7 protein-coding genes are annotated in these 12,308 nt (G+C 67.6%); 2 read left to right on the top strand and 5 right to left on the bottom strand.

What is annotated here, in order from left to right; genetic code table 11:
- Positions 1-29 precede the first annotated feature (29 nt).
- From ABC383_RS10185 to ABC383_RS10165, 5 genes are all read right to left on the bottom strand, one after another.
- On the bottom strand, positions 30-923 hold the full coding sequence (locus ABC383_RS10185) for a CorC family transporter (RefSeq protein ID WP_413013663.1): 894 nt from the start codon (positions 921-923) through the stop codon (positions 30-32).
- Positions 924-1,022: 99 nt separating this feature from the next.
- Positions 1,023-1,481: an rRNA maturation RNase YbeY gene (gene ybeY / locus ABC383_RS10180; RefSeq protein ID WP_413013661.1), complete on the bottom strand. Its 459-nt coding sequence runs from the start codon at positions 1,479-1,481 to the stop codon at positions 1,023-1,025.
- The gene (locus ABC383_RS10175) at positions 1,465-2,508 is read right to left on the bottom strand and encodes a PhoH family protein (RefSeq protein ID WP_413013659.1); all 1,044 of its coding nucleotides are present in this window, start codon (positions 2,506-2,508) and stop codon (positions 1,465-1,467) included. Before ABC383_RS10175 ends, ybeY begins: the two co-directional genes overlap by 17 nt.
- A gap of 35 nt (positions 2,509-2,543) precedes the next feature.
- The gene (gene miaB / locus ABC383_RS10170; protein ID WP_413013657.1) at positions 2,544-3,872 is read right to left on the bottom strand and encodes a tRNA (N6-isopentenyl adenosine(37)-C2)-methylthiotransferase MiaB; all 1,329 of its coding nucleotides are present in this window, start codon (positions 3,870-3,872) and stop codon (positions 2,544-2,546) included.
- A 6-nt stretch (positions 3,873-3,878) separates the two neighbouring features.
- On the bottom strand, positions 3,879-4,217 hold the full coding sequence (locus ABC383_RS10165) for a hypothetical protein (RefSeq protein ID WP_413013655.1): 339 nt from the start codon (positions 4,215-4,217) through the stop codon (positions 3,879-3,881).
- 119 nt (positions 4,218-4,336) lie between these two features.
- Between ABC383_RS10165 and ABC383_RS10160 the strand changes: the two genes are divergently transcribed.
- A complete protein-coding gene (locus ABC383_RS10160; protein ID WP_413013653.1) occupies positions 4,337-10,066 on the top strand; it encodes an alpha-2-macroglobulin family protein in 5,730 nt (1,909 codons plus the stop codon).
- A complete protein-coding gene (gene pbpC / locus ABC383_RS10155; RefSeq protein ID WP_413013651.1) occupies positions 10,066-12,195 on the top strand; it encodes a penicillin-binding protein 1C in 2,130 nt (709 codons plus the stop codon). Before ABC383_RS10160 ends, pbpC begins: the two co-directional genes overlap by 1 nt.
- Positions 12,196-12,308 lie beyond the last annotated feature (113 nt).

Raw genomic sequence — 12,308 nt, 5'->3', positions numbered from 1 at the left:
GGGATGAGGCGGCTTGCGGCCGCTTCGGTTCAGAGATTGTCTTCGTCCTGGGGAGGCGGCGCGGGCGGGAGTTTTTCCACCAGCAGCACATGCACCTGGCGGGCGTCGGCCCGCAAGACCTCGAAGCGCAGGCCGGCCAGGTCGAAGGCTTCGCCCTTGCGCGGCATGCGGCCCAGGTGGCCGGCCACCAGGCCGCCTATGGTGTCGACGCCGTCGTCGTTGAAATGGGTGCCGATGCTGTCGTTGAACTGCTCGATCTCGGTCAGCGCCTTGACCCGCCAGCGCGGGCCCAGGGGGCCGTCCTTTAAGGCGAGGATATTGTCCTCTTCCTCGTCGAAATCGTATTCATCCTCGATGTCGCCGACGATCTGCTCCAGCACGTCCTCGATGGTGATCAGGCCAGCCACGCCGCCGTATTCGTCGACCACCACCGCCATGTGGTTGCGGTTGGCGCGGAAGTCGCGCAGCAGCACGTTCAGGCGCTTCGATTCGGGAATGAACACCGCCGGACGCAGCATGCCGCGCACGTCGAACGATTCTTCCGCGTAATAGCGCAGCAGGTCCTTGGCCAGCAGGATGCCGATCACCTTGTCGCGCTCGCCATCGACGGCGGGAAAGCGGGAATGCGCGGTTTCCAGCACCAGCGGCATCCATTCCTCGATCGGCTTGCTGATGTCGACCATGTCGACCTGGGAGCGCGGCACCATGATGTCGCGGGCGGACAGGTCGGAAACCTGGAACACGCCTTCGATCATCGACAGCGCATCGGCGTCGATCAGGTTGCGCTCATGGGCGTCGTGCAGAATTTCCAGCAGTTCTGCGCGGTTTTCTGGTTCGGGGGAAATCAGGGCGGTCAGGCGTTCCAGCAGTGACCGGTGGGGTTTGGCGTCAGGATTCTTAACGCTACTGGGATAGTCTTGCATAGTGGCGTAATGCCGTCGTTTTAAAGGGAGATAGGATACAACAGTTGACAGGGAGGCCACGAAAACCGGATGCGCACTTGCGCCATGGCGACTCGGCGTTCAGCGTTCGGCATAGGGATTGGCAATGCCCAGCGTGGCCAGGATCTCGGTTTCCAGGGCTTCCATTTCGGCCGCTTCCACCTCGTCCTCATGGTCGTAGCCCTGGGCATGCAGCACGCCGTGAACGATCAGATGGGCGGCATGGGCGCCGATTTCAAGGCCCTGTTCGGCCGCTTCCCGTTCCAGCACGTCGGTGCAGAGAATGATGTCGGCCTCGGTGACCGGCGCGTTTTCATCCTCGGTATAGGCGAAGGTCAGCACGTTGGTGGCGTAGTCCTTGCCGCGGTAGTCGCGGTTCAGGGTGCGGCCTTCCTCGGCATCGACGAAGCGGATGGTGAGTTCGGCCGGCGCGAACAGCGCGGCCTGCGCCCAGCGCCGCACGTCGGAGCGGTTCAACTGCTCGCGGGCGCGCGGGTCGGCAAACTGCAGGGACAGTGTCAGCTTATTTTTTGAGGGCATCTTTGAAGCTGGCTGTGGCCGCGCTGACTTCGCTGGCCAATTCATAGGCGTCCACGATGCGCGCCACCAGCGGATGGCGCACCACGTCGGCGCTGGTGAAGTGGGTGAAGGCAATGCCGCGCACGTCCTTCAGTACATTCATCGCGTCGACCAGGCCGGATTTCTGGTTGCGCTGCAGGTCGATCTGCGTCACGTCGCCGGTCACCACCGACTTGCTGCCGAAGCCGATGCGGGTGAGGAACATCTTCATCTGCTCGGGCGTGGTGTTCTGCGCCTCGTCCAGAATGATGAAGGCATGGTTGAGCGTGCGGCCGCGCATGTAGGCCAGCGGCGCGATCTCGATGGCCTGCTTCTCGAACATCTTCTGCACCCGGTCGAAGCCCATCAGGTCGTACAGCGCGTCGTACAGCGGGCGCAGGTAGGGGTCGACCTTCTGCGCCAGGTCGCCGGGCAGGAAACCCAGCCGTTCGCCGGCTTCCACCGCCGGGCGGGTCAGCACGATGCGCTTGACCGCGTCGCGTTCCAGCGCATCGACCGCGCAGGCCACCGCCAGGTAGGTCTTGCCGGTGCCGGCCGGGCCGATGCCGAAGGTGACGTCGTGCTCCAGGATGGCCTTCAGGTAATGGTTCTGGTGCGGCGTGCGCCCGCGCAGGTCGTTGCGCCGGGTTTTCAGCACCGGCATCTCCACCGGCGGCTGCTGTTCATCGATCTCGGTCTTCCTGGCCAGGATCGCCGGCTTCTCGACCGCCTGCGCCAGGGTGGCGCGCTGTTCCACCAGCGCCAGCTGCACGTCTTCCACCGACACCGGCCGGTCGGCCAGCGCATAGAACTTTTGCAGGATGTCGACCGCGCGCTCGGCGTTGGCGCCGGAGACGATGAATTTTTCGCCGCGCCGGAACAGCGTGACGTCCAGCGCCGCGGAGATCTGGCGCAGGTTTTCATCCATCGGACCGCACAGGTGGGCCAGCCGGTTGTTGTCTACCGGCTGGGGCTCGAAATGCATGGGTTGCAGGGGTTTGTTCTTCAAGTCGGGGGTGTGCTTCTTGTCTGTGAGAAAGGGTTTCAATCGGATATCAGTTCGCCGCGCAGCGAATAGGCAAAGGACTCGGTAATACGAAGATCGACCATCTGGCCGATCAGTTCCGCATTACCTTCAAAATTGACAACACGGTTGTTTTCCGTGCGTCCCTGCAGCTGCTGCGGGTCCTTCTTGGAAGGACCTTCGACCAGGATGCGCTGCACGCTGCCCACCATGCGGTCGCTGTAGCGCCGGGTGTTGTCGGCAATCGCCGCCTGCAGTCGCTGCAGGCGGGCCAGCTTGACTTCGTGCGGCGTGTCGTCGGCCAGGTTGGCGGCCGGCGTGCCGGGGCGCGGGCTGAAAATGAAGGAAAAGCTGTTGTCGTAGCCGACGTCGCTGATGAGCTTCATCATGGCCTCGAAGTCGGCATCGGTCTCGCCCGGAAAGCCGACGATGAAGTCGGAGGAGATCGCAATGTCGGGCCGCACTTCGCGCAGGCGGCGGATGATGGACTTGTATTCCAGCGCGGTATAGCCGCGCTTCATTGCCGCCAGGATCTTGTCGGCGCCGTGCTGGGCCGGCAGGTAAAGGTGATTGACCAGCTTGGGCACGCGGGCATAGGCGTCGATCAGGCGCTGGGTAAATTCCTTGGGATGGCTGGTGACGTAGCGGATGCGCTCGATGCCGTCGAGTTCTGCGATGTATTCGATCAGGAGCGCGAAGTCGGCGATCTCGCCGTCGGCCATTTCGCCGCGGTAGGCATTGACGTTCTGCCCCAGCAGCGTGATTTCCTTCACGCCCTGGGCTTCCAGGCCGGCCACTTCGGCCAGCACGTCGTCGAAGCGGCGCGACACTTCCTCGCCGCGGGTATAGGGCACCACGCAATAGCTGCAGTACTTGCTGCAGCCTTCCATGATGGAGACGAAGGCGGTCGGGCCTTCCACCCGCGCCGGCGGCAGGTGGTCGAACTTCTCGATCTCGGGAAAGGAAATGTCCACTTGCGAGCGGCCGCTGTCGCGCCGCTTGTGCAGCATGTCGGGCAGGCGGTGCAGGGTCTGCGGGCCGAACACCAGGTCGACATAGGGCGCGCGCTTGATGATGGCCTCGCCTTCCTGCGAGGCCACGCAGCCGCCCACGCCGATCACGAGATCCGGGTTTGCCCGCTTGAGCTCGCGCACCCGGCCAAGGTCGGAAAATACCTTTTCCTGCGCCTTTTCACGCACGGAGCAGGTATTGAAGAGGATGATGTCGGCATCGTCCGGCGTGTCGGTCTTGACATAGCCTTCCGAAGCGTTGAGCACGTCCGCCATCTTGTCCGAGTCGTACTCGTTCATCTGGCAGCCGAAGGTCTTGATGAATACTTTCTTTTGCATGGAATGTTATTGCTGAGACTGTTTGGGCAGCGGCGCGCTGGCTTCGGCCGGGGTTAGGATCCATACCCGGTCGATGTCGCCCTGCGGGTTTTCGGTGTAGTTCACGGTGAACTCGCGACCGCGCAGCGTTACCGGCATATCGATCATGTTGTTTTCGTTCCTGATCCATGCGCCCGGCGCCAGCTTGCGCTGGCTGCCATTCACGCTGACGCTGGGGAAATCGACATTGGATAGCGTGCCGCGCTTGAAGTTGGGCGGGAACAGCCGTTCCAGCGCCTGCGCGGGCAGGCTGGCGGCCAGCATCGCGCCGATTGCCAGGGTCGAAAGGATGCGTTTAGCGCCCATGAACAGGATCCGAAATCATGAAAAATCAGGAGTTTATCGTAATCGGGGAGGCTGCGCCGCCGGAACGGGTGCAATTTACTCGGGTCGCTTTGTGCCTTTAATAACAACAGGGAGTGCATATGGGTAAGCGCAGTCGGCTGTGCGGCGTGGCCTTGCTGGCCTGGGCCGTGCTGGCTCAGGCAGGAACCATCAGCCAGTTTTCGCCGCAGGGCACGGTCAGCAAGGCGCGCCAGGTGCGGGCCACGTTTTCCGAGCCGGCGGTGAAGGCCGGCGATCCGCGCGCGCCGGCGCCGTTCGACATCCGGTGCAGCGAAGCCGGCAGCGGCCGCTGGGCCGACGAGCGCAACTGGGTGTATGACTTCGAGCGCGACCTGCCGGCAGGCGTCAGCTGCCGCTTTCTATTGAATAAGGACTTCAGGCTGCTATCCGGCACGCCGGTACGGGGCGCGACCAGCTTCCAGTTCGACATCGGCGGCCCGGTGGTGCAGCGCATCGTGCCGCAAGAGTGGATGCCGGTGGAAGAGGAGCAGGTATTCCTGACCGTGCAGAACGGCCAGGCCACCGAGGCCAGCCTGCTTGCCCATGTCCATTGCGAGGCGGAGGGCATACAGGAACGCATTCCGGTGAAGCTGGTGACGGGGCCGGTGCGCGAGGCGCTGATCAAACGGTTCGCGCAGAAAACGCCGCCCGAGCGCATCACCGCGCTGCAATGCGCGCAGCGCCTGCCCAACGATGCGGCGGTGCGCCTGGTCTGGGACAAGGGCGTGGCCACGCCCAGCGGCATGGCCACCAGCGAGCCGCAGCACTTCGACTACAAGGTACGCAAGACATTCACCGCCAGCTTTTCCTGCGAACGGGAAAACGCCCGCGCCGGCTGCATGCCGCTGTCGCCGCTGACCCTGTCCTTCAGCGCGCCGATCAAGCGCGAAATGGCGCAGAAAATCGCACTGGGCGGCAGCAGCAGGAAATACACGCCGGTCATCGAAGGCGATGAAGGCGCCGACATGGTGACGATGCTCACTTTCAAGCCCACCTTCCCGGAAAACGGCCGGCTGGTGCTGGAACTGCCGCACCGGCTGGTCGACGATGCCGGCCGGCCTCTGGCCAATGCCAACCTGTTCCCGATGCACCTGACCATGGCGGCCTATCCGCCGCTGGCCAAGTTCGCCGCCGCGCCGTTCGGCATCATCGAGCTGGACGACGCGCCGGCGGTGCCGGTGACGGTGCGCGGCATCGAGGCCGCCGCCGCGCCCATGCTGGCCAGCCTGAAGGTGGAAGGCGACGTCGCCATCATGGCCTGGATGAAGCGCCTGAACCGTTACCATGAAAGTTCGGTTGCGGTTGGCGGTAAAAACGTGGAGACACGCAGCCTAGCCTTGCTGGACAAGGAGCCAGGCGCGCGCAAGACGCCGCTGCCCGGGCCGCATGTCGATGGCGGCGCACAGCGCCCGTTCGAAGTGCTCGGCATCCCGATGCCGGGCGCGGGTTTCTATGTGATGGAGCTGGCTTCGACCCGGCTGGGTACGGCGCTGCTGGACAAGCCGGCGCCGATGTATGTGCGCACCAGCGCGCTGGTGACTAACCTGGCCGTGCATGTGAAGGTGGGCCGCGAGAATGGCGCGGTCTGGGTCACCACGCTCGACTCAGGCAAGCCGGTGCCCGACGCCGATGTGCGCATTTCCGATTGCTTCGGCAAGGAACTGTGGCGCGGCAGGACCGGCGCCGACGGCGTGGCGACGGTGTCCCGGCAGCTCGACGCGCAATGCGGCAGCGAACGCTGGGACAAGCGGCTGGTCGACGGCCTGTTCGTCAGCGCCCGCGCCCCTGATGCCCGCGGCAAGCCCGACATGGCCTTTGCGCTGACCTCCTGGAATGACGGCATCGAGCCGTTCCGTTTCAATCTGCCGGTCGACACTGCTACGGTGGCCACCAGGCGCGCCCATACCGTGTTCGACCGCACCCTGTTCCGCGCCGGCCAGACGGTGTCGATGAAGCATCTGATGCGGGTGGAAACCGGCAAGGGCCTGTCGCTGCCGCCGGCGGGCGACTTGCCTAACCGGGTGCGCATCATGCACCAGGGCAGCGGCCAGGAATTCCGTTTTCCGCTGGCCTGGCGCGGCGAAGGCAGCGCCGAGACCAGTTTCGCCATCCCGGCGCAGGCCAGGCTGGGCCGCTACGACGTGATGCTCGACCGCGGCCCGGTCAAGGCTGGCGGCGACAATGCCGATGGCGATGCCGATGGCGATGCCGATGGCGATGCCGATGCCGACGACGGACACGGCCGCCGCTACCCGAGCGGCAGCTTCCGGGTCGAGGAATTCCGGCTGCCGGTGCTGCAGGGCCGCATCGCGCCGCCGAAGTCGCCGCAGGTGGCGCCGAAGGAAGTGCCGCTCACGGTGCAGCTGAACTACCTCAACGGCGGCGGCGCGGCCGGCTTGCCGGTGCAGCTGACCGCGCTGATGCGCAATCGCACGCCGTCCTTTGCCGGCTACGATGAATTCCGCTTCTCCGGCAGGAACGCCGAGAACGAGGAAGAACAGAAGATCGTCGCCGACAAGCTTGCCATCCGGCTCGACCGCAACGGCATTGCCAGCACCGCGGTGCGCGAGCTGCCGGCCGTCACCGGTGCATCCGAGCTGCTGGCGGAAATGCGCTTTGCCGACCCCAACGGCGAAATCCAGACGGTGTCGCAGGTCGTGCCGCTGTGGCCGGCGGCGGTGGTGGCCGGCATCAGGATGGAACACTGGGCTTCGGCTGGCAGGCGCAGCCGGCTGACCGCGCTCGCGCTGGACCTGGACGGCCGGCCGCGCGCCAATGTGGCGATGGAAATCAGCGGCGTGCGCCATAGCCGCAATGCCCATCGCAAGCGCATGGTCGGCGGTTTCTACGCCTATGAAAACGACACCGTCAGCAAGGAACTCGGCCGGCTGTGCAGCGGCAAGTCGGATGCCCGCGGTTTGTTCGTCTGCGAGGCCGACCTGGGCGAGGCCGGCGAGGTCGAACTGACCGCGCAGGCCAGCGACGACAAGGGCCGGCATGCGCGGGCATCGACCACGGTCTGGGTCAGCGGCGCCGACGATGTCTGGTTCGGCGCCGGCAACCAGGACCGGATGGACCTGCTGCCGGAGCGCAAGCAGTACCAGCCCGGCGAAACCGCCGTGTTCCAGACGCGCATGCCGTTTCGCCAGGCCACCGCGCTGGTGGCCATCGAGCGCGAGGGCGTGCTGGAAACCCGGGTGGTGCAGCTCAACGGCCGCGACCCGGTGATCCGGGTGCCGGTGACGGCAGCCCATGCGCCGAATGTCTATGTGTCGGTGCTGGCGGTGCGCGGCCGGCTGCGCGAGGTGCCGTGGTATTCCTTCTTCACCTGGGGCTGGCGCGAGCCGCGCAGCTGGCTGGCCGACTTCCGCACCTGGAAGGCGCCGGGGCCGATGGTGGACCTGGCCAAGCCGGCCTTCCGCTTCGGCATTGCCGAGATCGCGGTGGGCACCGCCGGCCACAAGCTGGAGGTGAAGGTCGATGCGGCGCAGTCGGCCTATCCGGTGCGCGGCAAGGCGCAGGTGACGATCAGGGCCACGCTGCCGGATGGCCGGCCGGCGGCCGGCGCCGAGGTGGCCGTGGCGGCGGTGGACGAGGCGCTGCTGGAACTGCAGTCCAACGACAGCTGGGACCTGTTGCCGGCCATGCTGCAGCGGCGCGGCTATGGCGTGCAGACGGCGACCGCCCAGATGCAGGTGGTGGGCAAGCGCCATTTCGGCCGCAAGGCCATGCCGGCCGGCGGTGGCGGCGGCCGCGCCGCCACCCGCGAGCTGACCGACACCCTGCTGCTGTGGCGGCCGGCGCTGCGGCTGGACGGGCAGGGCAGCGCCGTGGTCGAGGTGCCGCTCAACGATGCGCTGTCCTCGTTTCGCATCGTCGCGGTGGCCACCAGCGGCGCTGCGCTGTTCGGCTACGGCCAGACCAGCATCCGCAGCACCCAGGACGTGCAGCTGATCGCCGGCCTGCCGCCGCTCGTGCGCCAGGGCGACCGCTATAGCGCGATGGCCACCGTGCGCAACGGCGCCGAGCGCGGCATGGAGCTGTCGGTCAGTGCGCTGGTCGACGGCCGGGCGCTCGATGCCGCGCCGCGCAGGCTGACGCTGGCGGCCGGCCAGGCCCAGGAACTGCGCTGGGAGGTAACGGCGCCGGCGGATGGCGAGCGGGTGACATGGGAATTGAAGGCGCAGGAAAGCGGCGGCGTGCGCGCCGCCGACGCGCTGAAGGTCGAGCAAAGGCTGGCGCCGGCGGTGCCGGTCACGGTGCAGCAGGCCAGCCTGTTCCAGCTGGACGGCAGTCGCACCATCGCGCTGGCCCAGGCGGCCGACGCGCTGCCGGGGCGCGGCGGCATCGCGGTGTCGCTCTCGCCCAGCCTGGCCGGCGCGGCCGACGGCCTGCGGCGCTATTTCCGCGAATATCCGTATTCCTGCCTGGAGCAGAAGACCTCGCGCGCGATCGGCCTGGACGACCAGGCGGCCTGGCAGCGCCTGATGGCCGAACTGCCGCTGTATCTCGATACCGACGGCCTGGCCCGCTATTACCCGTCCTCCAGCGCCGATGCCCATGGCAGCACCGCGCTGACCAGCTACCTGCTGGCGATCAGCCATGAAGCCGGCCTGGCGCTGCCGGAGCAGAGCAGGGAACGCATGCTGCTGGGCCTGCAGGCCTATGTCGAAGGCCGCATCGACAGCCGCGACTGGGCGCCGCGCAAGGATGGCGACGTGCGGCGGCTGGCGGCGCTGGAAGCGATGTCGCGCTATGGCCGCATGCCGGCGCGCGGGCTGGACGCGATCCAGGTCCAGCCCGGCCTGTGGCCGACCTCGGCGCTGCTGGACTGGATCGCCATCCTGCGCCGCACGCCCGGCCTGCCCAACCATGCGCGCCGGCTACAGGATGCGCAGCAGGAATTGCGCGCACGCCTTAACTTCCAGGGCAGCCGCATGGGCTTTTCCACCGAGGCCAGCGACCACTGGTGGTGGCAGATGGCCGGCGCCGACGCCAACGCGGTGCGCATGGTGCTGGCTTCGCTGGACGATGCCGCCTGGCGCGAGGACCTGCCGCGCCTCTTGACCGGCGCCATCGGCCGCCAGCAGCGCGGCCACTGGGACACCACCACCGCCAATGCCTGGGGCGTGCTTGCGCTGCGCAAGTTCTCGGCCCGGTTCGAGGCCGAAGCGCCGGCCGGCGCCACCCGCGCGCTGCTGCGCCAGGGCGGCGCCGAACGGACGGCCAGCCATGCCTGGAGCGGCGGCGCCGGCAAGATCGAACTGCCGTGGAAGGCGGCGCCGCCCCGGCCTGACGACGCCGTCACCCTGACCCAGCAGGGCGCGGGCAAGCCCTGGGTCACGCTGCAGAGCTTGGCCGCGGTGCCGCTGAAGGCGCCGTTCTCCAGCGGCTACCGGATCACCCGCAAGACCGAGATGGTGGAGCGGCAGACCGAGGGCGCAATCAGCCGCGGCGACGTGATGCGCATTACGGTGGAAGTCGATGCCCAGGCCGACATGAGCCAGGTGGTGCTGGCCGACCCGGTGCCGGCCGGCGCCACCATCCTGGGCTCGGGCCTAGGGCGCGACTCGGCCATTGCCAGCGCCGGCAATGCCCAGCCGTCCGGTGGCTGGCTAGCTTTTGAGGAGCGCAGCTTCGACAGCTTCCGCGCCTACTACAGCTACCTGCCCAAGGGCGTGAGCACCATCAGCTACACGGTGCGCCTGAACAACCCCGGCCGCTTCCAGCTGCCGCCCACCCGGGTGGAAGCGATGTATGCGCCGGAAATGCATGGCCTGGCGCCGAATGCGCCGCTGGAGGTGAAGTGATGCGGCGCTGGCTGCCCATGCTGCTGCTGTGCGCGGCATCCGCCGTCCAGGCAGTGCCAGGCTATGACGCGGTGCGCGCCGGCTTCCGGCCGTCGGACGCGCTGCTGCTCGACCGGCACGGCGCGCCGCTGCAGCAGGTGCGCATCGATGCCAGCGCACGCCGCCTGGCCTGGGTGTCGCTGGCCGACGTCTCGCCGGCCATGCGCGGCGCCCTGATCGCTTCCGAGGACAAGCGTTTCTACCAGCATGCCGGGGTCGACTGGAATGCGGTGGCCGCCGCGGCCTGGGGCAGCGTCTGGCACAGCCGCACCCGGGGCGCCTCCACCATCACGATGCAGCTGGCCGGCCTGCTCGACGAAAACCTGCGGCGCGGTGCGGCGCCCCGCAGCGGCGGCCAGAAGCTGGAACAGGCCCTGACCGCCAAGGCGCTCGAGCGCACCTGGCGCAAGGACCAGATCCTGGAAGCCTATCTGAACCTGGTCAATTTCCGCGGCGAGCTGGTCGGCGTGCATGCGCTGGCGCGGGTCATGTTCGGCAAGCATCCGGAAGGGCTGGACCAGGTCGAGTCGGCGCTGGCGGTGGCGCTGATCCGCGGCCCCAATGCCAGCGCCGCGCTGGTGGCGCGCCGCGCCTGCGCCATCGTCACCGAGCAGGGCGCGCCGGCGCTGTGCCAGGGGCTGGAAGGGCTCACGCAGCTGCGGCTGGCGCGCCTGGCCGGACCCGACCGCGCCGTTGCCAGCGCGCCGCAGCTGGCGCCGCATCTCGGCCGGCGCCTGGTGAAGGCGGCCGGCGGACAGGTCGCCAGCACGCTGGACGCCAGCCTGCAGCGCCATGCGCGCGACGTGCTGCAGCGGCACCTGGCCGCGCTCGACGGCCGCAATATCGAGGATAGCGCCGTGCTGGTGCTGGACAATGCCAGCGGCGAGGTGCTGGCCTGGGTCGGCTCCAGCGGCGCGCTGTCGGACGCGCGCGAGGTCGATGCGGTGCTGGCGGCGCGCCAGGCCGGCTCCACCCTGAAGCCTTTCGTGTACGGCCTGGCGCTGGAAGAGCGCCGGCTGACGGCGGCCTCGCTGCTGGACGACAGCCCGCTGAACCTCGCCACCGCGTCCGGCCTGTACATGCCGCAGAACTACGACCAGCAATACAAGGGCGCGGTCAGCCTGCGCACCGCGCTGGCGTCCTCGCTCAACATTCCTGCCGTGCGCACGCTGGTGATGGTCACGCCCGAGCGCCTGTTCCAGCGGCTGCAGGCGCTGGGCGTGAAGCTGCCGGAATCGGGCGACTTCTATGGCTACAGCCTGGCGCTGGGCAGCGCCGACGTCAGCCTGCTGGCGCTGACCAACGCCTACCGGGCGCTGGCCGCCGGCGGGCGCAGCCAGCCGGTGCGCACCGTGCTGGGCGCGCCGGCGGCGCCGGCTACGCAGGTCATGGACGGCAGCACCGCCTGGATCATTGGCGACATCCTGTCCGACAACAGCGCCCGCGCCCGCACCTTTGGCCTGGACAGCCCGCTGTCCACCCGTTTCTGGAGCGCGGTCAAGACTGGCACCTCCAAGGACATGCGCGACAACTGGTGCATCGGCTATTCGGCGCGCTACACGGTGGGCGTCTGGGTCGGTAATGCCTCGGGCGAGCCGATGTGGAATGTTTCCGGCGTGACCGGCGCGGCCCCGGTCTGGCAGGACATCATGCATTACCTGCATGCCGGCGCGCCGGCCGCCGCGCCGGCCCGGCCGGCCGGCGTTGCCGCGCGCGAGATCCGCTACGGCCACGGCGAGGAAGCGGCCCGCACCGAGTATTTCCTTCCCGGCACCGGGCAGGCGCTGATCGTCGCCGTCGAACCGGATGCGCTGGCGCCGGCGATCCGCTATCCGACCCCGGGCATGGTGGTGGCGCTCGATCCGGACATTCCGCCGGCGCGCCAGCGCATCCGGCTCTCGGCGCAGGGCACGGCGCAGCCGCGCTGGCGCATGGACGGCAAGCCGCTTGCCGATGGGCGCGACGGCCATGCATGGGCGCCGTGGCCAGGCCGGCATCGCCTGGAACTGCTCGACCGGCAGGGCAGGGTATTGGACAAGGTGGAATTCGAAGTGCGCGGTGCGCTTGCTAAAATTTCTATGAAGAAATAATTTTGTGCAGATGCATCAAGTTTTCCGGTTGGCCGCCGTGATTGACTTGTAGTCTCCTCCAATGTTGTTTTCAGCCCGCCCATTCTGGCGGGCATTTTTTTCTGCGCGTTTCA

Source organism: Noviherbaspirillum phoenicis (assembly GCF_047237965.1).
GTDB lineage: Bacteria > Pseudomonadota > Gammaproteobacteria > Burkholderiales > Burkholderiaceae_D > Noviherbaspirillum_A.
This window is presented reverse-complemented; position numbering and strand designations above follow the sequence as displayed.

What these genes read in the sequence shown, in the direction of transcription:
- ABC383_RS10160 (WP_413013653.1), top strand. Translation starts at nt 4,337, where the DNA reads ATGGGTAAGCGCAGTCGGCTGTGCGGCGTGGCCTTGCTGGCCTGGGCC.
- pbpC (WP_413013651.1), top strand. Translation starts at nt 10,066, where the DNA reads ATGCGGCGCTGGCTGCCCATGCTGCTGCTGTGCGCGGCATCCGCCGTC.
- ybeY (WP_413013661.1), bottom strand. Translation starts at nt 1,481, where the DNA reads ATGCCCTCAAAAAATAAGCTGACACTGTCCCTGCAGTTTGCCGACCCG.
- miaB (WP_413013657.1), bottom strand. Translation starts at nt 3,872, where the DNA reads ATGCAAAAGAAAGTATTCATCAAGACCTTCGGCTGCCAGATGAACGAG.
- ABC383_RS10185 (WP_413013663.1), bottom strand. Translation starts at nt 923, where the DNA reads ATGCAAGACTATCCCAGTAGCGTTAAGAATCCTGACGCCAAACCCCAC.
- ABC383_RS10165 (WP_413013655.1), bottom strand. Translation starts at nt 4,217, where the DNA reads ATGGGCGCTAAACGCATCCTTTCGACCCTGGCAATCGGCGCGATGCTG.